General features: G+C 66.6%; 20 protein-coding genes. 13 read left to right on the forward strand and 7 right to left on the reverse strand.

What is annotated here, in order from left to right; translation table 11 throughout:
- Positions 1-42: 42 nt before the first annotated feature.
- The 4 genes from ASE75_RS02675 to ASE75_RS02690 are packed head-to-tail and all read left to right on the forward strand — an operon-like array spanning position 43 to position 4,373.
- Positions 43-834 carry a rhamnogalacturonan acetylesterase gene (locus ASE75_RS02675; RefSeq protein WP_235512485.1) on the forward strand — a complete coding sequence of 264 codons (792 nt, stop codon included), beginning with the start codon at positions 43-45 and terminating at the stop codon, positions 832-834.
- Positions 825-2,057 carry a rhamnogalacturonan acetylesterase gene (locus tag ASE75_RS02680; protein WP_235512486.1) on the forward strand — a complete coding sequence of 411 codons (1,233 nt, stop codon included), beginning with the start codon at positions 825-827 and terminating at the stop codon, positions 2,055-2,057. The genes ASE75_RS02675 and ASE75_RS02680 overlap by 10 nt, the downstream gene beginning before the upstream one ends.
- Position 2,058: 1 nt before the next feature.
- Positions 2,059-3,033 (forward strand): alpha/beta hydrolase, encoded by a 975-nt coding sequence (locus ASE75_RS02685; protein ID WP_055928317.1) that lies wholly within the window; start codon positions 2,059-2,061, stop codon positions 3,031-3,033.
- Between the two features lie 14 nt (positions 3,034-3,047).
- A complete protein-coding gene (locus ASE75_RS02690) occupies positions 3,048-4,373 on the forward strand; it encodes an oligogalacturonate lyase family protein (protein WP_055929340.1) in 1,326 nt (441 codons plus the stop codon).
- Positions 4,374-4,447: 74 nt separating this feature from the next.
- Here the strand turns inward: ASE75_RS02690 and ASE75_RS02695 are convergent, their stop codons facing one another.
- On the reverse strand, positions 4,448-6,382 hold the full coding sequence (locus ASE75_RS02695; RefSeq protein ID WP_443025282.1) for a rhamnogalacturonan lyase: 1,935 nt from the start codon (positions 6,380-6,382) through the stop codon (positions 4,448-4,450).
- Positions 6,383-6,707: 325 nt separating this feature from the next.
- Between ASE75_RS02695 and ASE75_RS02700 the strand changes: the two genes are divergently transcribed.
- The 9 genes from ASE75_RS02700 to ASE75_RS02740 all read left to right on the forward strand — a co-directional run bounded on the left by ASE75_RS02700 (position 6,708) and on the right by ASE75_RS02740 (position 20,533).
- Complete coding sequence (locus tag ASE75_RS02700) at positions 6,708-9,911, forward strand: TonB-dependent receptor (protein WP_055928320.1); 3,204 nt, start codon at positions 6,708-6,710, stop codon at positions 9,909-9,911.
- A gap of 131 nt (positions 9,912-10,042) precedes the next feature.
- The gene (locus ASE75_RS02705) at positions 10,043-10,846 is read left to right on the forward strand and encodes an IclR family transcriptional regulator (RefSeq protein WP_055928323.1); all 804 of its coding nucleotides are present in this window, start codon (positions 10,043-10,045) and stop codon (positions 10,844-10,846) included.
- Positions 10,847-10,859: 13 nt separating this feature from the next.
- The gene (locus ASE75_RS02710; RefSeq protein ID WP_055929347.1) at positions 10,860-11,624 is read left to right on the forward strand and encodes an SDR family NAD(P)-dependent oxidoreductase; all 765 of its coding nucleotides are present in this window, start codon (positions 10,860-10,862) and stop codon (positions 11,622-11,624) included.
- Between the two features lie 2 nt (positions 11,625-11,626).
- Positions 11,627-13,159, forward strand: a complete 1,533-nt coding sequence (locus tag ASE75_RS02715; protein ID WP_235512487.1) for a rhamnogalacturonidase — start codon at positions 11,627-11,629, stop codon at positions 13,157-13,159.
- Positions 13,160-13,232: 73 nt separating this feature from the next.
- Positions 13,233-13,547 (forward strand): L-rhamnose mutarotase, encoded by a 315-nt coding sequence (locus ASE75_RS02720; protein WP_055928327.1) that lies wholly within the window; start codon positions 13,233-13,235, stop codon positions 13,545-13,547.
- Complete coding sequence (locus ASE75_RS02725) at positions 13,540-16,563, forward strand: glycoside hydrolase family 35 protein (protein ID WP_055928330.1); 3,024 nt, start codon at positions 13,540-13,542, stop codon at positions 16,561-16,563. Before ASE75_RS02720 ends, ASE75_RS02725 begins: the two co-directional genes overlap by 8 nt.
- Complete coding sequence (locus ASE75_RS02730; RefSeq protein WP_055928333.1) at positions 16,560-17,789, forward strand: glycosyl hydrolase 53 family protein; 1,230 nt, start codon at positions 16,560-16,562, stop codon at positions 17,787-17,789. The genes ASE75_RS02725 and ASE75_RS02730 overlap by 4 nt, the downstream gene beginning before the upstream one ends.
- On the forward strand, positions 17,790-18,902 hold the full coding sequence (gene bglB / locus ASE75_RS02735; RefSeq protein WP_055928336.1) for a beta-galactosidase BglB: 1,113 nt from the start codon (positions 17,790-17,792) through the stop codon (positions 18,900-18,902).
- An 86-nt stretch (positions 18,903-18,988) separates the two neighbouring features.
- On the forward strand, positions 18,989-20,533 hold the full coding sequence (locus ASE75_RS02740; RefSeq protein WP_235512488.1) for an MFS transporter: 1,545 nt from the start codon (positions 18,989-18,991) through the stop codon (positions 20,531-20,533).
- Between the two features lie 24 nt (positions 20,534-20,557).
- On the opposite strand, the gene ASE75_RS02745 is transcribed toward ASE75_RS02740, so the two are convergent.
- Genes ASE75_RS02745 through ASE75_RS02770 form a run of 6 tightly spaced genes read right to left on the reverse strand, consistent with a single transcriptional unit; the run spans position 20,558 to position 26,094 of the window.
- Positions 20,558-21,400, reverse strand: a complete 843-nt coding sequence (locus ASE75_RS02745) for an alpha/beta hydrolase (protein ID WP_235512489.1) — start codon at positions 21,398-21,400, stop codon at positions 20,558-20,560.
- On the reverse strand, positions 21,394-22,473 hold the full coding sequence (locus tag ASE75_RS02750; RefSeq protein ID WP_055928338.1) for a glycoside hydrolase family 43 protein: 1,080 nt from the start codon (positions 22,471-22,473) through the stop codon (positions 21,394-21,396). Before ASE75_RS02750 ends, ASE75_RS02745 begins: the two co-directional genes overlap by 7 nt.
- Positions 22,470-23,537, reverse strand: coding sequence for an L-rhamnose/proton symporter RhaT (gene rhaT, locus ASE75_RS02755; protein WP_055928342.1), 1,068 nt, complete (start codon positions 23,535-23,537; stop codon positions 22,470-22,472). Before rhaT ends, ASE75_RS02750 begins: the two co-directional genes overlap by 4 nt.
- Positions 23,534-24,436, reverse strand: coding sequence for an amidohydrolase family protein (locus ASE75_RS02760; protein ID WP_055928345.1), 903 nt, complete (start codon positions 24,434-24,436; stop codon positions 23,534-23,536). Before ASE75_RS02760 ends, rhaT begins: the two co-directional genes overlap by 4 nt.
- 54 nt (positions 24,437-24,490) lie before the next feature.
- Positions 24,491-25,240, reverse strand: a complete 750-nt coding sequence (locus ASE75_RS02765; protein WP_055928349.1) for an SDR family NAD(P)-dependent oxidoreductase — start codon at positions 25,238-25,240, stop codon at positions 24,491-24,493.
- Entirely contained in the window at positions 25,237-26,094 is an 858-nt protein-coding gene (locus ASE75_RS02770) for a fumarylacetoacetate hydrolase family protein (protein WP_055928352.1), read from the reverse strand. Before ASE75_RS02770 ends, ASE75_RS02765 begins: the two co-directional genes overlap by 4 nt.
- Position 26,095 lies beyond the last annotated feature (1 nt).

The raw sequence follows: 26,095 nt of genomic DNA on the forward strand, positions 1-26,095 counted from the left end.
TCGCGTCGCATCATGCGGGACATAAAAGGCAGGAGAGTGGGCGTGAGAAACGGCGTGCTGATGGCGATCGCTCTGGTCGCACCGGTGATCGGTGGCGCGACTCCGCCTCCGATGCGGATTTTCATTGCCAGCGATTCGACCGCACAGGATTACAAGGCGGATCGCTATCCCCAATCGGGCTGGGGCACGATGCTGCGCTGCGCTGTCGCCCCCAACGTCGAAATCGTGAACCGCGCGATCGGCGGTCGCAGCACCAACAGCTTCATTCGCGAAGGCCGGCTGGACACGATCGCGACAGACCTGCGCAAGGGCGATACCCTGCTGATCCAGTTCGGCCACAATGACGCCAGCATCGACAAACCCGAACGCTACACCAGCATCGACCAGTATCGCGCGAACCTGCGCCGGTTCCTCGACGTTGCCAGACGGGCAGGCGCGAAGGCGGTCATCCTGACGCCGGTCGCGCGACGCGACTTCAGGGACGGGATCGAACAGCCCAGCTTCCCGACCTATGCCGAGGCGGCGCGACAGGTGGCACGCGAAACGCGGACGCCGCTGATCGACCTGGGCCGGACATCGCAGGCGCTGGTGCAGGCCGCCGGCCCCGATGCGGCCAAGGGATATTATCTCCACTATACCGGCACGGCGGGTGCGCCCGGCTATCCCGCCGGGGTGACGGACGATACGCATTTCAGCGAGATCGGCGCTCGGCGGATCGCCGATCTGGTGGCGACCGGACTGCACCGACTGAAGCTGCCGATCGCGCGGTATGTCATGCCGGGGACGCCTGCGCTGACGCGGGCGACACCGGCCGGCGGCCCGTCGTGCGGCTGATCGGTGCGCTGGTTCTGGGGGCCGCGCTGATGGCTGGTCCGGCCGAGGGCCAGTCACGGCGTTTCGTTTTCGCGGGCAAGCCGGCCCCCAAGGACGCCGTCGCCGTTCCCGCCGGTCGCCCCTATGCCGATGGCTACGGATTCGAAGGTGGCAACCCCGCGCTGTTCTCGGTCGCGGTGCCGCCCGGCAACTACCGCGTCACGGTGACGCTGGGCCGCGATGACATCCGCACCGACACGACGATCAAGGCGGAGTCGCGGCGGCTGATGCTGGACCGTGTCGTTGTACCCGCCGGGCGAACGGTCATGCGCAGCTTTGTGGTCAACGTCCGCGATGCCACGCTTGCCCCGCCGCCGGTCAACGCGCCGGGCGGCACGGCGGTGCTGCTGAAACCGCGCGAACGCGGGTCGTTCAGCTGGGACGACAGGCTGACACTGGAAATGCTTGGCACCGCGCCCGGCGTCACCGCGATCACCGTCGAGCCGGTGACGGTGCCGACCGTGTTCCTGCTGGGCGACTCCACCGTTACCGACCAGCCGGCCGAACCGGCGGCAAGCTGGGGGCAGATGCTGCCCGTCTTCTTCCGTCCCGATGTCGCCGTCGCCAATCACGCGGAATCGGGCGAGACGATGAAGTCGTTCATGACCGAGCTTCGCTTTGCCAAGGTGCTGGAAACCGCGAAGGCGGGCGACTGGGCGCTGATCCAGTTCGGGCACAATGACCAGAAGACGCAGTGGCCGCAGACCTATGCCGCCGCCGAGACGACCTATCGCGATTATCTGCGCGCATGGATCGCGGAGTTCCGGCGGCGCGGCGTGACGCCGGTCCTGGTGACCTCGCCCGAGCGGCGGATGTGGACCGGGTCCGCCATCCGCCCAACGCTGGCCGACTATGCGGCGGCGGTGAAGACAGTCGGTGCGGACCTGCGCGTGCCGGTGATCGACCTGAACATGGCGTCAATCCGCTTTTACGAGGCGCTGGGGCCGACGCGTGCGCCGCTCGCCTTCAACGACGGCGGCAAGGACGCCACGCATCACGACAATTACGGCGCGTGGGTGCTCGCGCGTGCGGTGGCGGCGGGCATGGCGGCGGCGAAACTGCCGCTGGCCGCGCATCTCAGGCCGGATCTGGCGGCGTTCGATGCCGGCCGTCCGCCCGACCCCGCGACGTTCCGGCTCGCGCCCAGCGTGGCGCACGATTCAACCCGACCGGACGGGAACTGACATGACGACACGCCGAACGATCCTTGCGGGTACCCTCGCCAGTCTGATCCCGCTGCCCGCGCTCGCACAAACACTCGCACAAACAGATGCCCCACCCGTCGAACGCTTTCCGATCTGGCCCGGTGCGGCACCCGGCGGCCCGACCCCTGCGGTCGTCGACGCATGGGTCGGGCGATCGCCGACCGGCGGAGCGGACGATATCGCCTGGCCGCATGTCGCGACGCCGATGCTCACCGTCGTGCGCCCCGCACGACCGACGGGAGCGGCCGTGCTGATCTGTCCGGGCGGCGGCTATGCCCGCGTCGCGGTAGGGCGGACGGGTGGCGGCATCGCCCGCGACTTCGCAGCGCGCGGCATCACCGCGTTCGAGCTGCTGTACCGGCTGCCGCACGATAACTGGGCCGCGGGGCCGGATGCGCCGTTGCAGGATGCGCAGCGGGCGATGCGTATCATCCGCGCGGGTGCCGGCACGCGCTGGACCATTGATCCGGCGCGCGTTGCCGTCACCGGGTTTTCGGCGGGCGGGCATCTCGCCGCGCGGCTGGCGGCGCGATCGGCGATGTCGACCTATACGCCGGTCGATCCCGTGGACCGGTTGTCGGCCCGCCCGGTGGTCGCCGGCCTGTTCTTCCCGGTGGTGACGATGCTCGACGACGGGGTGCACGCGCAGTCGCGCCGCGAACTGCTCGGCAGCCATGCCGCCGACCCCGACTGGCAACAACGCTATTCCGCGCAGATCGGTCTGGGCAGCGACATGCCGCCGACCTTCGTGGCGCACAATGGCGACGATCCGGTCGTGCCGATGCGTAACAGCGTGCTGATGTACACAGCCCTGCATGCCGCGAAGATACCGGCCGAACTGATGATCTTCGAGAAGGGCGGCCACGGTCCGCCCGCCGCGCACCGCGACGGATCGCCGGTGGCGTGGATGGAGCTTTTTCTGGCCTGGTCGCGCGACCATGGCTGGCCCGCCTGATGAACGGAATGACGATGCGGAAACATACACTCAGTCTCGGTCTGGCGTTGGTCGTTGCAACGCCCCCGGCCACGGCCCAGGTCGCGGCCCAGGTCACGGCCAAGCCAGCGTCATGGATCGACGCGAAGACCGGCCACCGCATCCTGCGGCTGTCCGATGCACCGGGCAATTACGCGCTGTATTTCAACTACAATGCCTACACGCCGCAGGGCGACCGGATGATCTTCCAGACCGCCGACGGGATATCGGTGGCGGACACGAAGTCCTGGACGGTAAAGCCCCTGCTGCGCCGACCGGGCCTGCACCTGCTGTTCGCCGGCCACACGACGCGCACCGCCTATTTCTCCGAACAGGGCAAGGGCGGTGCCGATGCGCCGGTCACGATCTACGCCGCCGACATCGACACCGGCAAGGTGCGGAAAATCGCCGACGTGCCAAAGGGCAGCCGGATCGACACGATCAACGCCGACGAAACCCTGTTGGCCGGACAGATTGCAGCGCGCGACATGCCGCTTCAGCCGAATGCGGCCGGCGTCGACATCAGGACCGGGCAGACCGCCTATGCCGCCAACTGGCCCGACGGGCGGCCGATGACCTATGCCGATGCCAAGGAATTTCGTCTGAACCAGCGGCTCGACGCGCGGATCCCGATGGAGATCTTCACCGTCGACGTGAAGACCGGCGCGCGGCGCAGCATCGTGAAATCGACCGACTGGCTGAACCACCTGCAATTCTCGCCGACCGACCCGACGCTGCTGATGTATTGCCATGAGGGGCCGTGGCACCGGGTCGACCGGATCTGGACGGTGCGCACCGATGGCAGCCAGAAGACGAAGGTCCACACCCGAACGATGAACATGGAGATTGCCGGCCACGAGTTCTGGTCACCCGATGGCAAGACCATCTGGTATGACTTGCAGACACCGCGCGGCGAGGATTTCTGGCTGGCCGGCTATGACGTGGCGACCGCCAAGCGCCGCTGGTATCACCTGGAGCGCAACGAATGGTCGGTGCATTACAATGTGTCGGCCGACCAGACTCTGTTTTCCGGCGATGGCGGTGACAGCGAAATGGTCGCGCGCGCGCCCGACGCGAAGTGGCTGTATCTGTTCCGCCCGCGCGCGGTGCCCGATGTCGCCGGGATTCGCGCCGACAATGCCGACGCCCTGATCGAACCCGGCACCTTCGCGACCGAGAAACTGGTCGACATGAGCCGGCAGGATTACAAGCTGGAGCCGAACGCGCGCTTCTCGCCCGACGGCAAATGGCTGATCTTTCGCGCCAATATCGAGGGGAAGGCCGCGATCTACGCGGTCGAAACGGGCAAGCCGGCCCGGTGACCGACGGTCGCCCGTAACGACCGCCCTTACCCTTCCCCGCCGCAGCCGGCCGGCAGGGTGAGGACGATCCGCCGTCAGTCTGCGGTGTCGGCGGGCGTCAGGCTGCCCGGAAAATAACCGAGATGCGGCGGCTGGTTGTAGGCGGTGTTCTGCCACGCGATACCGGCGCGATAGACGGGATCGTGCATCAGCGTCACGAGGCGATGCCGGGTCGGATAGGGCGTGACATAGATACGCAGTTCGCGGTTATCCGCCGATCGCCAAACGACCTCCTCGCGCCAGTCACCCAGAATATCCGCCTGCAACGCCGGATTGCCCTTGGTCCCGTTGTTCGACGCGACGTCGTCCGGATGCAGCAGCGGCACCGCCGTCCCGGTCTTCCAGTCCCATTTGCTGATCGTCGTCCCGTCCAGCAATTCCCGCAACAGGTCACCGTCCCAGTAGAGCGCGAAGTTGGTCTGGCGCGGTGCGGGGCCGATCGCATTGCCCTTCACGTCGAACAACTCGCGGCTGTTCGATCCCCAGAACTCCGCCCCGACATGGCGCGGGTCGATATCGGCGGCGAGGCCACGCCCGGTGTCGGTTTCGGCGGGTTTGGACCACAAGACGCGGCCAGTGCGCGCGTCGAGCAGGGCCGATCCGATGCCGCCATTGGTCTTCACCTGTTCAAAGACGCCCCATTTCTCCAGGCCCGGCCGCAGCGGATCGAGATCGGCGACATGCATCGCGTCGCCGTGGAACAACGGCACGGTCCACAGCCCCCTGCCGTCGTCGTCGATCGCCATCGAGCCATAGACGACCTCGTCGCGGCCATCGCCGTCGACATCGGCGATGCTCAACTGGTGATTGCCCCGGTCGCCATAGTCGGCGTTGCCCGGCGCGGCGCTGTCGAACAGCCAGCGTTTCACGAGCTTGTCGCCGCGATAGTCCCAGGCCGCGACGACGCTGCGGGCATAATAGCCGCGACCGAAGATCATGCTCGGCAGCCGCCCGTCGAGCCAGGCCATGCCGGCTAGGAACCGGTCGGACCGATTGGCATAGCCGTCACCCCAAGTGTCACGCATCTGCTCGAACGTCGGATTGCCGCCGGGATAGCGCGGCGGGTCATAGGCGGCGGTGGCGAGTGCCCGGCCGGTGCGGCCGTCGAACACGGTCAGATATTCCGGTCCCTTCAGGATGCGACCGACCAGCGGCGCGACCTTCGTGCCATCCGCCAGCACCTTGGCACCGGTCCTGTCCGGCTGCGGCACTTCGCCGTCACGACCGCGCCAGTCGGCGTTCGCATCACCGATCACCACGCCGGTGCCGTCCACGGTACCGTCGGCGGTCTTAATCGCCACCTCGGCGCGGCCGTCGCCATCGTAATCGGCGACCTGGATCTGCGTATAATGCGCGCCGGCGCGGATGTTGCGGCCAAGGTCGATCCGCCACAGCCGCTTGCCGTCGAGCATATAGGCGTCGACGAACACGCTGCCGGTATAGCCGGCCTGGCTGTTGTCGTGGCTGTTAGTTGGATCCCACTTCAGGATCATTTCATATCGCCCATCGCCGTCGAGATCGCCGACGCTGACGTCATTGGCGGTGTAGGTATAGGCCTCGCCATCCGGCGTCGTGCCGCCGGGCGGTGGTGTCAGGGGTATCGACAGATAGCCTTGCGGTGCCATCAGCGCCAGCCGGTCCGACCGCGCAGCCGCGCCCGCTTCGGCCGACCCCGCTCCGACCGCGCGCACGGTATAGCGCGCCTTGGCGCTGCCGTTGCGGTCGACGAACGCGGTCGCATCGGCAATCGGCCGCGTCGTGATCCTGCGGCCATCACGATAGACGTCGAAGCGGGTCGCGGACGGATCGTCGCGCAGCAGTCGCCAGCTGACGAGCCAGCCGCCGCCCCGCGCCGGCGTCGCGACGATGCCGCGATCGAGCCGTTCGACCGGGCGCGGTTGCGCCGCCGCCCCGACAGGCACACAGGTCCCGATCATCAGTCCCAGCACGGCGTTGCGGCATCGCGTCATCATCATCTCCCACGGGGCCGGCCCGTTTATACTGTTTATCCCAATTATTATGATTGCCCTTCAGTAAATGGCAAACTAATAACGGAACAGAGCCTCACAATGTGGTTTTCGCCGGTCAGCGCGCCGGTGCAGGCGACGGTAATGACCGCGTCGAGATTAGGGGATGATGATGACACGGCCCGACACCCGAAATGCCCGACCGACCGATCGCACGATACGATGCGATACCGCCGCGGCATCGCGAGCCGCCGTCTAGCATCCAGGTATCAGCACCGGACCAGCGCCCGAATGTGGCCGTCCGGCACGTCTCAGGGGGGAGAACATCATGACAGTTCACAACGGGTCGGCCCGCAATCTGGCGATCACCACGTCCGCGCTCGCAATCATGCTGGGATGCGCCGCACCGGCGACCGCGCAAACCACCCCGCCGGTGACACCGGTTGCACCCACCGCGCCCCGGACCACGCAGGCCCCCACCCCCGACACGACGACCCCCGATACCACCGCACTCGACGAGGCCACCACCGAGGATATTCTGGTCGTCGGCACACGCGCGTCGCTGCAATCCGCCATCGCCCGCAAGCGCAAGGCCGGCACTGTCGTCGACTCGATCGTCGCCGACGACATCGCCAGCTTCCCCGACAAGAATATCGGCGACTCCCTGGCGCGCATCACCGGCGTGCAGTTGAGCCGTGATTTCGGCGAGGGGCAGGCGGTGTCGATCCGCGGCGTCGAGCCGGATCTGAACCGCGTCGAGATCAACGGCGTCACCCAGGCCAGCGCCGATGGCAGCCGGTCGGGTGACCTTCGCGATCTGGCGACCGAACTCGTCAAGTCGATCGACGTCTACAAGGGCTACACCGTCGATCTGACCGAGGGCGGTCTTGGCGGCACGGTCAGCGTGGAGACGCGGCGTCCGCTCGAATTGCTGAAGCCGCTGGCCAGCCTCGTGGTTTCGGCCCAGCATCTCGATACCGCGCAGCAATGGCGCCCCCGCCTGACGGCCATCGTCGGCACGCCGCGCTTCCTCCTCGACGGCCTCGGCTTCCTCGGCACCGTCAACTACGAGAAGAAGCAGCTTCGCCAGGATTATATCAGCAACACCAACTGGAAGCGGATCGCCGATTTCGACCGGTCGGACGAAAAGACCATCGCCAACCCCGCCTATGCCAATTTCAACACCTATGGCAGCTGCGCCGGTGTCGGTGGCGCAAACGCATCCGCGGCGACCGCGCGGCGGCTGGCCTGCGAAACGCAGTTCTTCGACTGGGTGCCGACCGTGCCGCGCCTGCGCCAGCGTCGCATCGACGACCAGCGCCTGTCGGCCGATCTGCAGGTCCAATACGAATTCGCGCCCAATTTCCGCGCGTTCGCCGAAGCCATCATCACCAATCGCAAGCAGCAGTTCAACGACGTCAACTACTCGCTCGACCTCGGCCGGTTCGAACGCTTCAATTACGACGCGCCGCTACCCGTCGGCCTGAACGGGGCCACGTCGCGCCCGCAGATTTCTGCCGGTACGTCGACGAGTGAAAACCACGTCGTCACCAGCGCGCTGACCGCGGTCAATTCGGTCAATGTCGGTACCGCGACCGCCCCCATCTGGAACGGCGCCAGCAACATCCTTGGCGTGCAGCGCCGCGATTTCCAGTACGACCAGAAGACCCGCTATTACCTGACCGGTTTCGACTGGACGTTCGACAACCTGAAGCTCAAGGCGCTTGCGTCCCATTCGACGGGGCGGACCGTCAACGACACCAATCTGCTGGCCTATTCGACCGGCATCGGCGGTATCACCATCGACCGGCGCAACGACCTTGGCATTCCGGTGTTCGTGTTCCCCGAAAACTTCGACCCGGCATCGACCAGCGCCTATGTCCGGCCCGGCGGCATCAACGCCCCCGGACGCCAGGCCGGGCCGACCGTGCAGTACCGCCCCAGCGACAACAACAACAAGGAAGACCAGCTGAAGCTGGATGCGGACTGGAAAACCAACCTGCCGTTCCTGACCAGCATCGAATATGGTGGCCAGTTCCGGTGGCAGGAATACGAGAATTACAACGGCGGCGGTTCGCGCCTGCTGCGGCCGGCCGTGTCGGCCAACCCATCGACCGGCACCCCGGCGGTTCCGGCCGTGTACCAGACCAGCGCGAACGTCTCCTATACGACCGTGGTGACGGACACGCCGCCGGCCGTCCGCGCCGCCAACACCTATTACATGACCCAGGCGCAATATGCGCAGTTCATCGCCACGAATTCGGGCCGCCTGCCCGGCGCGCCGCTGTTCTCCGGCCTTCAGGGCGCGCCGGACGGCCTGCCGGGGCAATTGTCGGTGCCGGCGATCAACTTCGGCCAGCTCGGCCAGATCTATGACCTCTCGGGCTTCGACCAGGATCTCGTCCGCAACGCCGATGGCCTCGCGCAGATTCCGACGGTGTTCATCAAGGAGACGATCGCCGCCGCCTATCTGAAGGGCAATTTCGAGCAGGACGTGTTCGGCATGCGGTTCAGCGGCAACGCCGGCCTGCGCTATATCAAGACCACCGATACCGGCACCGGCACGAACATCAGCCGCCAGACGCGGGTTCGCCCCGGCACCGGCGTTCCGGGCATCCCGGCGGTCATCGAAACCGTGGTGACCAGCGCCAATGCCCTCTCGCTCCAGAACAGCTACACGGACTGGCTGCCCGCCTTCAACGGATCACTGGACATCACGCCGAACCTGACCTTCCGCGCCAACTGGGCGCGCAATCTTGCCCGGCCGAAGCCGACCGACCTTGTTCCCAACGTCAACTGTCTTGACGACGTGACCGATATCACCGGGCTTCAGGATGCGTGCACCGCCGGCAACCCCGACCTCGTGCCGTATCGCGCGGATCAGTGGGAAGTGAACCTCGGCTGGTTCCCCAACAAGGATACCGCGCTCAGCATCGGGTATTTCAAGAAGTACGAAAAGAGCTTCGTGATCTCGAACGTGACGCGCGGCGACGTCGACCTGTTCCAGGACGGCACCCTGTTCTCGGTGCGCCAGCCGGTCAACGGGTTCGGCGCGCTGCTCGACGGGATCGAGGCCAGCGCGCAGACCGCCTTCACCTTCCTGCCGGCACCGTTCGACGGCTTCGGCGCCAGCGGCAACGTGACCTATGCCCGTGCGATCCGCACCAACCTGACCAATGTCGCCACCGGCCAGCCGCTCGACGACTATCCCGGCCTGTCGAAATGGACCGCGAATGCCAGCATCTTCTATGACAAGGACTGGCTGAACATCCGCGTAAACTACAATTACCGGTCGGACTGGCTGGTGACCGTCGCCGATGTCAATTTCGACAACAGCCCGATCTATCGCGGAGCGGAGGGATATCTCGACGCCAAGGTCACCTTCCGCTTCCCCGAACAGCATACCAACGTCTTCATGGAAATGCAGAACATCAACAAGGAATCGTCGCGCAGCTTCATCGACAAGGCGCGGCCGGTTGAATATTACTATGCCGGACAGCGTTTCTTCGCTGGTTTCCAGGTCAAGTTCTGATCCCTCCCCCTTGGCCGGACCGCCCCCATGCGGCCGGCCATTTTTTCCATTCCTCCACCGCTGCCGTGCGATCCGGGGCGACTGCCATTCGCCGATTGCCAGCATGTAGGAGGCCGTTTTATGGAGTGGGGATGAATACGATCACGACGCATGTCGACAAGATGGAGCCGGCCGGCGCAGCCGTCGGCGCGGGCAGCCAGACGCTCATGCGGGGTCTCGACCTGATCGAGGCGGTCAGTCACGAGGTGCTGACGCTGAGCGAGCTGGCGGTGAAACTCGACCTGACCAAGAGCACCACGCATCGCCTGTTGAGCGCGCTGGTCGATCGCGGCTACCTCGCGTTCACGCCGCGCGCGGGCTACCGGCTTGGTCCCAAGCTGCTGTTGCTTGGTACGCTGGCGCAGGCGCAGGCCGATCTTGTCCAGGTCGCCCGCCCCTATCTGGAGGAGCTTGCCGCCTCGACCGAGGATACGGTGCATCTCGGCGTGTTCGACGGCGATTTCGCGCTGTATCTCGACAAGGTGCCGGGACGGCGGCGGATCACGATTTCCAGCCGGGTGGGCGATCGCCAGCCGCTGAGTTCCACCGGACTTGGCAAGGCGCTGATGATCGATTCCCCGCCCGCCTATTGGCAGGAGCGGTTCGACGCGGACCAGGCCGCCGGCGCACCCAGGGCCGACCCGAAGGTCTGGCGCGAGCGGATGCAGGGCTATGCCCAGTGCGGCCGCGCGTTCGATCTGGAGGAGAACGAGGACCAGATCCGCTGTGTCGCCGCGCCGATCCGCGATGCCGCCGGCAAGATCGTCGGCGCGATCAGCGTGTCGAGTGCCGCGCAATATATGAGCGACGAGCGCATGACCCGTCTGACCGACGAGGTGCGCGGGACCGCCGGCGCCATCAGCCGCGAGCTTGGGTTCGAGGCGCGGACCGACTGACCTGAAGGAGATTATCATGTTGCTTGAAGGCAAGACCGTGCTGGTGACCGGCGCATCGGCGGGTATCGGCCGGGCGGTCGCGATCGGCTGCGCGCGCCACGGCGCCAACGTCGCGCTGAATTTCGCGCGCGATGTCGACGGGGCGAACAGCGCGGTCGCCGAAATAGAAGCGCTTGGCCGCAAGGGCATCGCCATTCAGGGCGACGTGGCCGACCCCGCGACCGCCCACGACTTCATCGACCGCGCGGTCGCCGCGCTTGGTCGGGTCGACGTCTTCGTCAACAACGCAGGGATCTGCCCGTTCCACGCGTTTCTCGACATGCCGGTCGAGACGTTCGAGCGGACGATGCGCGTCAACCTGCACGGTGCCTATTTCATGGTGCAGGCGGCGGCCAACCAGATGGTGAAGCAGGGCGACGGCGGGTCGATCATCGCGATGTCGTCGATCTCGGCGCTGGTCGGTGGCGAGTATCAGACGCATTACACGCCGACCAAGGCGGGGCTGCATTCGCTGATGCAGTCGGTCGCCATCGCGCTGGGCAAGCATGGGATCCGGTGCAACTCGCTGTTCCCGGGCACGATCCTGACCGACATCAACAAGGACGATCTCGCCGATCAGGACAAGCGGTCGTACATGGAAAAGCGGATTCCGCTTGGCCGTCTGGGCAGGCCCGACGATCTGGTCGGACCGACCGTGTTCCTGGCGTCCGACCTTGCGCAATACGTCACCGGCGCATCGCTGCTGGTCGACGGCGGCATGTATGTGAACCTGCAATAGTCGTGACCGGTGCCTCGACCGTGACGCGTCGGGCACTGGGCTTGGGGATCGGCGTCGCGCTGCTCCCCTTCCCCGCGCATGCCGCGACCATGATCGACGTGCGCGATCACGGCGCACGCGGGGACGGGCGGACGATCGACAGCCCGGCGATCAACGCCGCGATCACCGCCGCCGCCAGGGCCGGCGGGGGCACCGTGGCCATTCCGCCGGGCCGCTATCTGTGTTTTTCGATCCGTCTGAAAAGCCGTGTGACGATCCAGTTTGCCAAAGGCGCGGTGATCGAGGCGGCGGATCCGGCCCGGCATGCCGGACGCTACGACCTGCCCGAAGACAATGGCGAGCAGCTGTATCAGGATTTCGGCCACAGCCACTGGCGCAACAGCCTGTTCTGGGGCGAGGACGTCGAGGATGTCGCGATAGTCGGTCCCGGCCTGATCCACGGGGCCGGGCTGACGCGCGACGGTCCCGGCGCGCGCTGGAAGGCGCAGACCGGCGAGCGGCCGCTGTCGATGCGTCAGATGAGCGCGGCCGAGATCGCCCGGCTGGAACCCGACGCGACGCGCATGAACGGCCTTGGCAACAAGGGAATCGCGTTCAGGAACGGGCGCAATATCCGCCTGTCGGGGTTCTCGATGCTGCGCTGCGGGCATTTCGCGATTCTCGCGACGGGTACGCAGCACCTGCATATCCACGACCTGACCATCGACACCGACCGCGACGGCATCGACCTGGATTGCGTCCGGCATACCGTCGTCGAACGATGCCGCGTGAACACCCCCAATGACGACGCGATCGTCATCAAGAGCAGCTTCGCGCTGGGTCGCGCCATCGCATCGCAGGACGTGACCGTGCGCCACTGCGCGGTTTCCGGCCATGACCTTGGCACCATGCTGGACGGTACGCGCCGGACGACGCAACTCCTTGCGCCGGACCGCGACCGGGTGACCGGCCGGATCAAGCTGGGGACCGAAAGCAATGGCGGCTACCGGCGGATCCTGATCGAGGATTGCAGCTTCACCCATTGTCGCGGTCTGGCGCTGGAGACGGTCGACGGCGGCGTGATGGAGGACGTCGTCGTGCGGCGGATCACCATGCGCGACGTGACGACCGCGCCGCTGTTCCTGCGGATCGGCGACCGGCGGCGTGGGCCGGCGGGTACCGGCGTCGGTGCGATCCGCCGGGTGACGCTCAGCGAAATCGACGCGACCGGGATCGACCACCGCTTTGCCGCGACGATCGCCGGCCTTCCCGGCCACCCGGTCGAGGATCTGACGCTGTCCCATATCCATCTGTCCTATCGCGGTGGCGGCACCGCCGAGGACGCGGCGCGCCGGCCGGAGGAACTGGCCGGTGCCTATCCCGAACCCAGCATGTTCGGCGTGCTGCCTGCTTGGGGCCTGTGGGTTCGCCATGCACGCAGGCTGACGATCGACCGTCTGGACCTCGCCACGACCGCAGCCGACGCTCGCCCGCCGTTCGTCTTTGCTGATGCGACTGGACTTTCGATAACCGGCACGCCGCTCTGGCGCGGTTAGCATTTGACCTGAGCGCCCAAGACCTTTACCAAATCGTACAGAACAATACCACATAGTGGATTGGAGGGGTGCGATGTCGATCCATGCGGTCAGGATGCAGTTGAAGCCCGGCGTGGTCGACGAGTATCGCAAGCGCCACGACGAGATCTGGCCCGAGCTGTCCGCGCTGCTGACCGAGAGCGGCATTCACGATTATTCGATCTTCCTCGACGAAGGCACGCTGTCACTGTTCGCGGTCCTGAAGCTGGCCGAACCGAACACGCGCGATACCCTGCCCGATCATCCGGTGATGAAGCGCTGGTGGGATTACATGGCCCCGCTGATGGAGGTCGAGCCGGACAATCGCCCGCGCGAATGGACGCTGCCTATGATCTTCCACCATGACTGATCGTTCGCACCTGATCGCGCTGGCGCTTGCCACCGCGCTGATGTCCGTGCCGGCATCCGCGCAGGTGGCACGGCCGACCGAGAACCTTGCGGCCCCCGTCAAGACTTTTGGCCGCGTATCCTACGACGCGCGGTCGCTGATGATCGACGGCAAGCGTCAGGTCATCTGGTCGAGCGAGTTCCACCCGTTCCGCCTGCCCAGCCCCGACCTGTGGCGCGACATCCTGCAAAAGATGAAGGCGAGCGGGTTCAACACCGTCGCGCTGTATTTCGACTGGGGCTATCACAGCCCGAAACAGGGCGTGTACGACTTCACCGGCATCCGCGACGTCGAACGCGTGCTGACGATGGCGCAGGAGGAGGGGCTGTACGTCATCACCCGCGCCGGGCCGTATGTGAATGCGGAACTGTCGCGCGGCGGTTTCCCGGGCTGGCTGGTCAACCAGAAGGCGCGCGCACGGACGGACGATCCGGCCTATCTGGCGGCGGTCGACGAATGGCTGACGCAGATCAACGCGATCATCGCCCGGCACCAGATCAACGGCGATGGCAAGGGACACAGCGGCAGCGTCATCCTGCACCAGATCGAAAACGAACTGGCGCTGACGACCCCGACCCAGCGCCGCTACATGGACCACCTGTATGCCAAGGCGCGCGCCGACGGCATCACCGTGCCGCTGTTCCACAACGATCAGGGGCGCAACGGCTATTGGGTGCCCGAAAGCTCGACCGTCGCGGGCGTCGTGAAAGGCCCGGGCGATCTCTACGCGTTCGATGGCTATCCCGGCGGCACCTGCACCGTCGCGGGTGTGCCGACCCGCAACGTGGCCGCGCCCGACTGGGGCTATTACGGCACTGGCGGCGCGAAGGGCGGTGCCTCGGCCTCGCCCGACACCCCGGCGTTCCTGGCGGAATTTGGCGGCGGCTGGTTCGATTACTGGGGATCGAACGGCGGGTACGAATGCAACGCGGTCCAGCGTGGCAAGCGGTTCCAGCGCGTGTTCTACGGCACCAATCTGGCCAACGGCATCGACATCCAGAGCTTCTACATGGGGTTCGGGGGCACGAGCTGGGGCTGGCTGCCCGCGCCGGTAGTGTTCACCAGCTACGACTATGGCGCGGCGATTTCCGAAGCGCGCGCGGTGCGCGGCAAGGCGGAGGAAATGAAGCAGCTCGGCGGGCTGATCGCCGCCGTGCCGGACCTCGCCGGCATGGTCCCGGCCGTGCCGGTGCAGGTGTCCTCACCAGCCGTGCAGGTCTATCACAACCGCAGCCCGGAGAGCGACGCGCGCTTCCTGATGGTGACGCACAAACCCTCCAACGGGCAGACCGACGACCGCTTCACGATCACCGCCGACCTGCCGGACGGACGCTACACCTTCCCGCAGGGGGAACCGGCGCGGCTGAACGGCTTCGATGCCAAATGGCTGGTCGCCGGGGTGAACCTTGGCGGGCAGCGGCTGGTCTATTCGACGTCGGAATTGCAGACCGCGCTGACGATCGACGGCGACGACGTAATGCTGCTGTACGGCCGGGCGGGCGAGACGGGCGAGACCGTGCTGCGCTATGCATCCGCGCCGACGATCACCGTGCTGGAGGGCGCAGCCACCAGCGTGTTCGATGCGGCCAAAGGGGATCTCCGGCTCGATTACGATCACCGCGGCCGGTCTATCGTGCGGATCGCCGGCGGCGGACGCCCGGCCCTGACGCTGATCCTCGCCGACGAGGCGGAGGCCGTCCGCTACTGGCGGGGCAGCGACGCGGTTTTGGTGCGGGGACCGGCGCTGCTGCGCGCGACGAAGGCGACGGGCGGCACGCTCGCGCTGATCGGCGACACGGCCGAGGCGACGCCGCTCGAACTCTGGGCGCCCAAGGCCCTGCGGTCGGTACGGTGGAACGGCGCAACCGTCGCGCTGACGACGACGAAGACCGGCAGCCGGGTGGCGGCACGGCCATTGGCCGGCCCGACGCCCGTGACTCTACCCGCCCTGACCGGCTGGCGGTCCGCGAACGGCTCGCCGGAAGCCGAGCCGGGGTTCGACGACAGCGCGTGGCAAGCGATCGACGGGCGCGGCGCTGCAACGATTACCGCAAAGCCCGACGGCCAGCCGAACCTGACGATGGATTCTTACGGCTTCCACGACGGCGACGTCTGGTATCGCGGGCGCTTCACCGGCACCCTTGATGCCAAGCAGATCGCGCTGTTCTACGGCGGCGGCGGTTCGGGGATGGTGCAGGTCTGGGTCGATGGCGTGTTCGCCGGCCAGAACGAGCTTCCCGGCGGCCTGCCGCGCCCGATCACCACTGGCGGCGCCCGTTTCGACCTGCCGGCATCGGCACAGGCCCCCGGCGAACATGTGCTGAGCGTGATGGTCCGCAACAACGGCCACAACTGGGATCTCGATTCCGACGATTATCACAAGGAAGCGCGCGGGCTGATCTCGGCGTCGATCGAGGCGCCCGGCGGGCGCAGCTTCGCCATACCCATCGCGTGGAAGATCCAGGGCAAGCAGGGCGGCGAAGTCCTGCCCGATCCGGCGCGCGGCCCCGCCAACAATGGCGGCCAATATGGCGAACGGTTCGGCTGGCACCTGCCCGGCTTCGACGACACCGGCTGGACCGCGACGACGCTGCCCGCCACCACGGTCACGCCCGGCACGACGTGGTATCGCACGCAGTTCGATCTGGCGCTGCCCAAGGGGCAGGACAGCACGATTGCGCTGGCGTTCGGCGACACCGCCACGCCGCGCTCGGTCGCGCGGTATCGCGCGCTGCTGTTCGTCAATGGCTGGAACATGGGGCAGTTCATCGCCCATGTCGGGCCGCAGCGTGTCTTCCCGATCCCAGAGGGCATCCTGAACCACCACGGGAGCAACACCGTGGCGCTGGCCGTCACGTCAGACGGCCAGCCGGGCGATGCGGTAGAACAGGTCCGGCTGGTGTCGCTGCGCACCGTCAGGGGCGGCGTGCCCGTGCGGATGGTCGCTGCACCCGCGCGGGCAGGCAACGCACCATGATTACCCGCCGGACATTCGGTGCGGGTGCGGGCGCGGCGGCCTGCCTTGCCGCCATCCCCCGCCCCGCGCTGGCCGCCGGCGGCGCGCGACCCTGGCCGTATCTGATCGGCGCGGATGTCTCGTGGATCCCCGAGGACGAATTTGCCGGCGCGACGTATTTCGCGGACGGCGTGGCGAAGGATCCGCTGGTAATCCTGCGCGATGCCGGGTTCAACGCGATCAAGCTGCGGCTGTTCGTCGATCCGGCCCGGGGCTATTCGTCGGGCAAGCCCGGCGGCCCGTGGTGCGACCTGCCGCGCACGATCGCGTTTGCGAAGCGGATCAAGGCGGCCGGTTTCCACCTGTCGCTGACGCTGCATTATTCCGATACCTGGGCCGATCCGCAGCATCAGGACAAGCCGGCCGCGTGGGCCGCGCTGACGTTCGCGCAACTGGTCGATGCGGTCCACCGGCATACCGTCGACGCGCTGTCGGCGATGGCGCGCGCGGGGGCCGCACCCGATCTTGTGGTGATCGGCAACGAGACGACGTTCGGCATGCTGTGGCCGGACGGCCGCGTGCCGCTGACGATTCCGACCGGCAATCCGCAGACCGATGCGGTCCATATGCGCGTGCCCGGCGCGGGCGGTTACGACCGGTTCGCGATGCTGCTGAAGGCGGGAATCGCGGGCGCGCGCGCGGCGACCCCGGCGGCGCGGGTGGCGGTACACAACCACCTTGGCCGGCACTGGCCGATCGTCCGCCACTGGATGGACAATCTGCTCCGGCGCGGCGTGACCTTCGATGCCACCGGCTTCTCCTGCTATCAGCAACAGGCGCAGGGCGACTGGGCGCGAACCTTTGCCGAATTCGCCAAAGCCTATCCCGATCACGGTTTCCTCGCGCTCGAATACTCGTCGCGCAAACGCTATGTGAACGACCTCGTCCATGCGCAGCCGCATGGCTGGGGCAGCTTCATCTGGGAGCCGACACGGCATCAGGAAGCGATCTTCACGCGGAACGGGATCAACGCGGGCGAAGGGCCGAAGCCGGACCTGCTGTCGCAGGGGATCAACACCGCCGAGGCACCGGGTGCCGTTACGGAACCGAACACACCAGCCGACGGAGCAACACCGTCAGACGACGATGGCGGCCGCTACGACGCCGATCCCGCCTTCATCACCCTCTACCAGACAATGGCGCGCGACTACGGCCTTGCCCCCGTGCGCCCCAACAGGAGACGATAATTGGCTGCCCTCACCCACAACGTGCCGCGCGCGGACGTCACCGCCGCGATCGCCAAGCTGATGGACAATCTGGTCAACATCAAGGACGAAACCGGCGAGTTCCTGCTGCGGCTGGACGACGGCCGGGTCATCGACACCAAGGGCTGGGCCGGCTGGGAATGGACCCACGGCGTCGGCCTGTTCGGCATGTGGCGCTATTACGAGCAGACCGGCGACGCCGGCGCGCTGGCGATCATCAAACAGTGGTTCGAGGATCGCTTCGCCGAGGGTACGCCGACCAAGAACATCAACACGGTCGCGCCGTTCATCACGCTCGCCTATCTCTACGAACGCGAGCCGGATCCGCGCTACATCCCCTATCTCGACACCTGGGCCGAATGGCTGATGGCCCCCGACGGCCTGCCCAAGACCGAGGAGGGCGGGTTCCAGCATATCGTCTACAATGACGAAAATCCCGGCGAAATGTGGGACGACACGCTGATGATGTCGGTGCTGCCGCTCGCCAAGATCGGCCTGCTGCTGAACCGTCCGCACTATGTCGAGGAGGCCAAGCGCCAGTTCCTGGTCCACATCAAGTATCTGTTCGACAAGAAGACCGGCCTTTGGTTCCACGGCTGGGACTTCAACGGCCGGCACAATTTCGCCGAGGCGCTGTGGGCGCGCGGCAATTGCTGGGTGACAATCGCGATCCCCGAGATCATCGAGATTCTCGATCTGCCGGTGGGCGATGCGTTGCGCACCTTCCTGATCGACACGCTGGCCGCGCAGGTGAAGACGCTGGCCGAGACGCAGGACGAAAGCGGCCTGTGGCACACGCTGGTGATGGACCCGACCAGCTATCTGGAGGCGTCGGCGACGGCTGGTTTCGCCTATGGCATCCTGAAAGGCGTCCGCAAAGGCTATCTGCCGCGCCATTACGAGGCGGTCGGGATCAAGGCGGTCAAGGGCGTGCTCGCCAATATCGACGACGCAGGCGAGCTGAAGCAGGTCAGCTTCGGCACGGCGATGGGCGACACCCAGCAATTCTACAAGGACATCGCGCTCACCTCGATGCCTTATGGCCAGAGCCTGGCGATGGTCGCGCTGGCCGAGTTCCTGCGCACGTACATCTGACGATCTCGTGCTCCTGCCTGCGCAGGCAGGAGCACAATGCCCCATCCACACAGCCCCGCCTGAACAATGCGGGCTGAGGAGAGCACATGGCCACCGACCCCATCGCCGCCCGGCCCATCCTGCCTACGACACCATCACGCCCGGTGCGCTGGTACAATCTGCTCGCCTACGGCTCGAACGACGTGCTCGGCGCGGGGTCGATGGCGGTCATCTCGACGTGGATCCTGATCTTCTACACCAGCTTTTGCGGGCTGTCGGCGGCGCAGGCGACGATCATTTTCGGCGTCGCGCGCGTGCTGGACGCGTTTACCAGTCCGATGATCGGCCACCTGTCCGACAATATCGGCCGCAGTTGGCTGGGCCGCAAGTTCGGGCGACGCCGGATCTTCATCCTCGCCGCGATCCCGCTGCTGCCGTCCTTTGCGATCATGTGGGTCGCGGGCCAGGGCTTCTGGTATTATCTCGTCACCTACGTCCTGTTCGAGATGGTGTACGCCATGGAGATCATCCCGTACGAGACGCTCGCCTCCGAAATGGCGACCGATTACCGGACCAAGGCGAAGTTCGCCGGCGCGCGGATCCTGTGCGGGCAGTGCTCGGCAATCGCGGCGGCATTCCTGCCGGGCTGGCTGATCGCCTATCTGGGGCCGGATTCGCCCGACACCTATCTGTATATGGGCATCATTTTCTCGATATTGTTCATGGGCGCGGCCGGCCTGCTCTATGCGTTCAGCTGGGAGCGGCAGCGGCCGGCGGGGCTGGACGAGATCGCGGCGGTCGAGAAGCCGACGCTCGGCGCGGCCTTCAAGGCGCTGTACCGCAACCTGTTCTCGACACTGCGGATCCGGGCGTTCCGGCTGCATCTCGGCATGTATCTGGGCGGCTATATCAGCCAGGATATCTACAACGCGGCCTTTACCTATTTCGTGATCTTCGCGCTGGCCGGGTCGACCGCGGTGGTCGCCAACCTCGTCGGCGTGACGTATATCGTCCAGCTGGTCGCCGTCGTGCTGGCGATCAACTTCGCGCTGCGCCTGTCGCCGGCCGCCGCCTACCGCTTCGCCGCGCTCAGCTTCGCGATCGGGGTCGTGATCTTCCTCGCGATGTATGCGGCGGGCTATACCGCGACGTCCGCGCTGTTCTGGCTGCCGGTGGTGTTCGCCGGGCTGGGTCGCGGCGCGCTGAACTATATCCCTTGGGCGACGTACAATTACATGGCCGACGTCGATGAGATCGTCACCGGCCGCCGTCGCGAGGGCGCGTTCGCCGGCGTGATGACGTTCGTGCGCAAGATGAGCCAGGCGCTGGCGGTGATCCTGGTCGGGCAGGTCATGCAGGCGTCGGGCTTCGTGTCCAAGGCGACCGAACAAAGCCCGCAGGCGATCCATGCGATCGTCGCGGTGCTGGGCGCGGGCACGATCGCGATGCTGGTGTTCGGCGTCCTCGTTTCGACGCGGTTTCGCCTGACCCCCGGCACGCACGCGATCCTGCTGGACGAGATCGAGCATCTGCGGCGTGGCGAACGCACCCCCTCCAGCGCCGACAACGCCCGCGTGGTCGAGGATCTGTCGGGCTGGTCCTATGACACGCTGTGGGGCAACAATCCGGTGGCGGCGGCCGGCACGCGGTAACCCCGCGCGTCGCCGGGCCGGTCGTTAATCGAGGAAGCCGGTCTGGCGGAGCCATGCCGCGCAGAGCATCGGCCAAAGCGCAACCGGCTGCCCCCGCGTATCAAGCGCGAAGCCGTGCGGCGCGTCGGCGAAGATGTGGAGATCTGCCGCGCCGCCGGTCGCCTGCCATGCCGCGTACAGCCGGCGCGCATTTTCGATCGGGACGACCGGATCATTGCCGGCATAGACGATGAACGCGGGCGGCGGCGACGGCAGCAACTGCGCGTCGGGCTGCAGCCGGTCGTACATCGCCTGCTTCTCGACCGGCGGCAGCGGCGGCTTGTCGGCGACGATCGTCCGGCCGGCCGCGTTGGTGGAAACCGGCGCATAGCCGATCACCAGGACATCGGGCCGCGTTGCCTGGTCGGGATGGCGCGACACCGGCGGCGTCCAGTCATCGGGATAGGCGGCCGCCAGACAGGCGGCGAGGTGCCCGCCCGAGGACAACCCCACCACGCCCAGCCCGGCGGAAGCAAGACCGTGCGCGCGGATCAGGCGCATCGCCTCGCGCGCATCGTCGAGCGGCGCGGCGACGCCGTTGGCCGCGTTGGGAAAACGGTGGAGCAGCACGAAGGCGTGATAGCCAAGCCCGGTCAGCCAGCGGGCAACCTGCACCCCTTCCCTGCCCGCCATCAGCGCGGTGTAGCCACCGCCGCCGATCACCAGCATCGCGCGCCCGTTCGGCACCAATGGGTGAAACCCGAGCACCGCCGGCTGGTTCACCGCCGTGACGATGGCGACGTCGGGTGCGGCCGTGCCATCGTCGAACGTCACCGACGCTGCATCGGCCCATAGCGGCCAGACCGTCTGCGCGCCGAGCATCAGCATCCCGGCTTCGCCCCGTCGAACGAGGAATGACCCGGCGTGCAGGGATGCGTCGGATACGCCTCGCCATCCAGTTCGGTCGCCTCGCGCACCACCGACAGCCGATCGCCGTCGTCGCGCATTTCATAGAGCTTGCCGAGTGCGAAATTGAACGGGCGGTGGAGGATCATCATCAACCGCCCGTCGAATGCGCGGAACAGCATGCCGTGCCCGCTGTCGCGCTCGACCAGCGGGCCGAGCTGGTCCCACGGCCCCGCGATGTCGCCGGAGCGCGACCGGGCCTGCCCCTCGACATAGCCCTTCTTCCCGTAACTCGACCACAGCATCAGCAATGTGCCGGTTTTGCTGCGATACAGTTGCGGGCCATCGGTGACGTAGACGGTGTCGCCATCGGGTTGTTTCTGGCCGACCACCCACGCCGCGTCGTTCGCGCCGAACAGGCGTTTCGACGGATCCGCCACCGACAGATCGTGCTTCAGCGGCGCGGCCTCGATCGTGCCGATCGTCGTCTGCCACCATTCATGAGCGTAGACGAGCCACGGCTTGCTCTTCGGATCGACGTACAGCGTGCCGTCCAACGTCATTTGGTCGCTGGCGATGATCGGCTCGCCGTTCCGCACCAGCGTATAGGGGCCGTCGATCCGGTCGGCGACAGCCAGCACGGTGCCGCGACGATAGGTGGCGCGCGCGCCGTTGGGCGCGAGCGGCGATGCGGGATCGTGGAAGGTCGTGAACAGATACCAGCGGTTGTTCCAGCGGTGCACCTCGGGCGCCCAGCTTCCCGCCTTTGCCCACACGCCGGCGGGCAGCACGAAGGCGAGCTTCGGCCTAGTCCAGTGCTTCAGGTCGCGGCTGGCATAGACCATCGTGCCAAGGCGCGGATCGCCGGTCATCGCCGCCTCGTTGCGGGTGAACAGATAATAGGTCCGCGTGGCCGTGTCGGCGACGATCCAGGGATCGTGAAGCTGCATCGCCGTCATCAGCAACGGCGCGTCAGCCACCGCCGGCGGCGTGGCCGGCGCGGCCCCGCCAAGCGCCAGCAACCCGGCGGCGATCAGGTGCGCGATGCGGGTCATGCGACCGGTGCCACCGCGATGCTGTTGCCATAGCCGATCACGATCGTCGCGATCAGCAACAGCGCGATCCCCGCCCAGACGACCGCCTTGATCCGCGTGCCCGCATCCTTCCACTCGCGAAAGGCAAAGCCCCACAGCGTACCAAAGATGATGATGCTCGCCATGTGCAACGTCCAGCTGGAAAAGCCCAGCCGCCCCATCTGGCTCTCGCCCATCGTGTAGAAGAAGAACTGGAAATACCAGGTGACGCCCGCCAGCGCGCTGAGCGCGTAATTGCGCAGCAGCGGTGGTCGTGCTCCCTCTGTCACCCGGCCGACCCACTGGACCGCGCTCCGGTTCCGGGCGATCAGCCACGCGCACCACACGCCATTGGTGAGCAGGCCGCCCGCCATGATGAGGCACAGGACGGGAAGCCCGGTCCACAGCGGCCCGGTGCCGGCCGCCGCCGACAGCGCCTTGATCGGCTCGCCCGCCGCCAGCCCGAACGCGAAGCAGGCGGACATGATGCCCGCGCCGATCGCGACGACCAGCCCTTTGCGGAAATAGAACTCGGCCACGACCGCCTGTTTCTGGTCCGGCGTCAGCGCCGCGTCCTTCATCGCGCCGGCAATGGCGACGACGACGATCCCCGCCAGCGTCAGGCCGATGCCGGCCAGCACGATGTTGCCGGACGTCGTCGCGATCAGCTTGTCGTAAAACTCCCCCGTGAAGGCGGGTGGGATCAGCGTGCCGAACACGGTGCACAGCCCCAGCACCACCGCCATGCCGAGCGACAGCCCGAGATAGCGCATGACCAGCCCGTACCCCAGCCCGCCAAACCCCCAGAGGACACCGAACATCACCGGCCACCACAGCGCAGCCGGCGGTGCACGGCCAAGCACGCCAAGCAGATCCTGCGTCTGGAGGCTGGCGAAGAACCACGGGGCCACCAGCCACGACACGACACCGCCGGTCAGCCAGTAGATCTCCCACGACCAGCGTTGCACGCCGCGATAGGGGACGTAGAAACTGGCCGAGGCGAGTCCGCCGAGCCAGTGATACAGGACGCCGAGCAGCGGATTCACAGGGCAAGCCCCAGACGATAGACGCGGTTCGCGTTGCGGCCGAACATCGCCCGCCGCTCGTCCTTGCTGAACTCGGCGACGAGATCATGACAGGTTTCGAGATACCGGTCGATCGGCGCAAACAGCATGTCGGTCGGCGCGTCACTGGCGAACAGGCAGCGATCCGTGCCGAACAGGTCGATCGCCCCGAGCAGGAACGGCCGCACGCTCTCGGGCGTCCAGTCACGGGCGATGAAGCCAAGGCCCGACAGCTTGATCGCGACATGCGGCAGCGCGGCGAGCGCACGCAGACCGTTGCGCCACTGCGCGACCCCGTCAGGATCGGTGATGACCGGCATCCCCAGATGATTGATGATGACCGGAATCTCAGGGTGGCGCGCGATCAGCGGCACCAGACCCGGCATCTGCGCCGGATAGCATTGCAGGTCGAACGACAGGCCGTGACGGCCAAGCAGCGCATAACCCGCCTGCCATCGTGCATCCCGCGTCAGATCGCGGGGCGTGTAGCTGCGCTGCGCATCGCTGTGCCAGTTGATGATGTGGCGGATGCCGCGAACGCGGGAATGCGCGCCTTGCGCGGCCAGCGCCGCCTCCACATCCGGATCGTCCAGCGCCGCGAACGCGACGATGGCGTCGGGCAGGCCGTGTTCGGCGGCAAGGCCCTCAAGCCAGCGGGTTTCATCCAGCGCCTGCGCGGGGTCGGCCCCGGCATCAATATGCACCGCCCCGACGACGTTCCAGCGGGCCAGCGCCGCGCGGTATTCGGCAACCCCGAAATCCCGCGCGATCGCCGCGACACTGCCGTTGGGACCATCCTCGGCGAACGGCGGCATCAGCCACGGATACCGGATGTGGCCCAGATCCCACAGATGGATATGTGCATCGACGAACGGGATCATGGTCATCGCCTTCTCCGGGCCGAGGTGCGGTGTCGTTGCGGGGCGGTCGCGCGCCTAGAAGGTCGTCCGTCCCCCAGAGGTGTCGAAGGTGGAGGCGGTCGTGAAGCTGCACTCCTCGGACGCCATGAAACACACCATCGCCGTCGATTCCGGAATCTCGCCCAGCCGCCCCATCGGGATCTTGCCGCGCATGTAGTCGACCTGGCTCGCCGGCAACTGGTCCAGGATCGGGCTTTCGAACGTCGCCGGGGTCAGCGCGTTGGCGATGACGCCCTTGCCCGCCAGTTCCTTACCCAGACTCTTGGTCAGGCCGATCACCGCCGCCTTGGTCGCCGAATAGGCGGACGCGTTGGGATTGCCCTCCTTGCCCGCCACCGACGACACATTGACGATGCGACCATAGCCATTAGCCAGCATCAGCGGCACGACCGCCTGGCAGCAATAGAACACCCCGTTCAGATTGATGTCGACGACGCGCTTCCAGCTGTCGATCGGGTATTCGTGCACCGGCGCGGTGGCACCGGTAATGCCCGCCGAGCAGACCAGGATATCAACCTTGCCCAGCACGCCCGCGCTGTCGCTGGCCGCCGCGACGACCGCGTCCACGTCCGACACGTCAAGCGCGACGACATGATCCGCGCCGACCTCGTCCTTCGCGGTCGCCAGTCTGGCCGGATCGAGATCCCACAGAACGACACGACCGCCCTCGGCGACGATCCGCTTCGCCACGTCCTTGCCAAGCCCCGATGCCCCGCCGGTGATGATCGCACAGCGACCGGCAAACCGCCCCCCATAGATGGTCATGCGATCGAACCCTCCCCCAGGTGATGCCATTCGACGACCGACTGGCGCTGCGTACCCAGCCCGGCGATGCCAAGCTCCATGACATCGCCGGCCTTCAGATAGACGGCCTCCGGCTTCTTGCCCTCGCCGACGCCGGGCGGGGTGCCGGTGATGAGCAGGTCGCCCGGATACAGCGTGATATATTCGCTGACGTAGGAAATAAGCTGCTTCAGGTCGAAGATCATCGTCTTCGTGTTGCCCGTCTGCATCCGCGCGCCGTTGACGTCGAGGTGCATGGCCAGATCCTGCGCGTCGCCAATCTCGTCCGGCGTCACCAACCAGGGACCGACCGGGCAGAATGTGTCGTGGCCCTTGCCCTTGCTCCACTGCGACCCGCGCTGCTTCTGGTTGAAACGTTCGGACACGTCGTTGACCAGGACATAGCCGGCGACCTTGTCGAGCGCCGCGTCCTCGGACACGTAGCGGCACGTCCTGCCGATGACGACGCCCAGTTCGACCTCCCAGTCGCCATGCGTCGATCCACGCGGCAGGACGACGTCGTCGTTCGGGCCGTTCAGGCTGGAGAGCGGCTTCATGAACATCATCGGCTCGGTCGGGATCGGCAGACCCGATTCGATCGCATGATCGCGGTAGTTCAGGCCGATCGCGACGATCTTGCCGATGCCCTTGATCGGGACGCCATAGCGCGGCGTGCCCGTGACGACCGGCAATGCGGCCACATCCGCGGCGCACGCGGTCTTCAGCGTGTCGATCGTCAGGTCGTCGATCAGGCCCGACAGGTCGCGGATCGCGCCTGTATCATCGACGATGCCGGGCTTTTCCTGGCCGGGTTGGCCGTAGCGGCAGAGCTTCATG

Source organism: Sphingomonas sp. Leaf17 (genome assembly GCF_001421505.1).
GTDB lineage: Bacteria > Pseudomonadota > Alphaproteobacteria > Sphingomonadales > Sphingomonadaceae > Sphingomonas.

What these genes read in the sequence shown, in the direction of transcription:
- ASE75_RS02685 (WP_055928317.1), top strand. Translation starts at nt 2,059, where the DNA reads ATGACGACACGCCGAACGATCCTTGCGGGTACCCTCGCCAGTCTGATC.
- ASE75_RS02760 (WP_055928345.1), bottom strand. Translation starts at nt 24,436, where the DNA reads ATGATCCCGTTCGTCGATGCACATATCCATCTGTGGGATCTGGGCCAC.
- ASE75_RS02740 (WP_235512488.1), top strand. Translation starts at nt 18,989, where the DNA reads ATGGCCACCGACCCCATCGCCGCCCGGCCCATCCTGCCTACGACACCA.
- ASE75_RS02720 (WP_055928327.1), top strand. Translation starts at nt 13,233, where the DNA reads ATGTCGATCCATGCGGTCAGGATGCAGTTGAAGCCCGGCGTGGTCGAC.
- ASE75_RS02695 (WP_443025282.1), bottom strand. Translation starts at nt 6,382, where the DNA reads ATGACGCGATGCCGCAACGCCGTGCTGGGACTGATGATCGGGACCTGT.
- ASE75_RS02745 (WP_235512489.1), bottom strand. Translation starts at nt 21,400, where the DNA reads ATGCTGATGCTCGGCGCGCAGACGGTCTGGCCGCTATGGGCCGATGCA.
- ASE75_RS02765 (WP_055928349.1), bottom strand. Translation starts at nt 25,240, where the DNA reads ATGACCATCTATGGGGGGCGGTTTGCCGGTCGCTGTGCGATCATCACC.
- ASE75_RS02705 (WP_055928323.1), top strand. Translation starts at nt 10,043, where the DNA reads ATGAATACGATCACGACGCATGTCGACAAGATGGAGCCGGCCGGCGCA.
- ASE75_RS02750 (WP_055928338.1), bottom strand. Translation starts at nt 22,473, where the DNA reads ATGACCCGCATCGCGCACCTGATCGCCGCCGGGTTGCTGGCGCTTGGC.
- ASE75_RS02690 (WP_055929340.1), top strand. Translation starts at nt 3,048, where the DNA reads ATGCGGAAACATACACTCAGTCTCGGTCTGGCGTTGGTCGTTGCAACG.
- ASE75_RS02770 (WP_055928352.1), bottom strand. Translation starts at nt 26,094, where the DNA reads ATGAAGCTCTGCCGCTACGGCCAACCCGGCCAGGAAAAGCCCGGCATC.
- ASE75_RS02700 (WP_055928320.1), top strand. Translation starts at nt 6,708, where the DNA reads ATGACAGTTCACAACGGGTCGGCCCGCAATCTGGCGATCACCACGTCC.
- ASE75_RS02725 (WP_055928330.1), top strand. Translation starts at nt 13,540, where the DNA reads ATGACTGATCGTTCGCACCTGATCGCGCTGGCGCTTGCCACCGCGCTG.
- ASE75_RS02730 (WP_055928333.1), top strand. Translation starts at nt 16,560, where the DNA reads ATGATTACCCGCCGGACATTCGGTGCGGGTGCGGGCGCGGCGGCCTGC.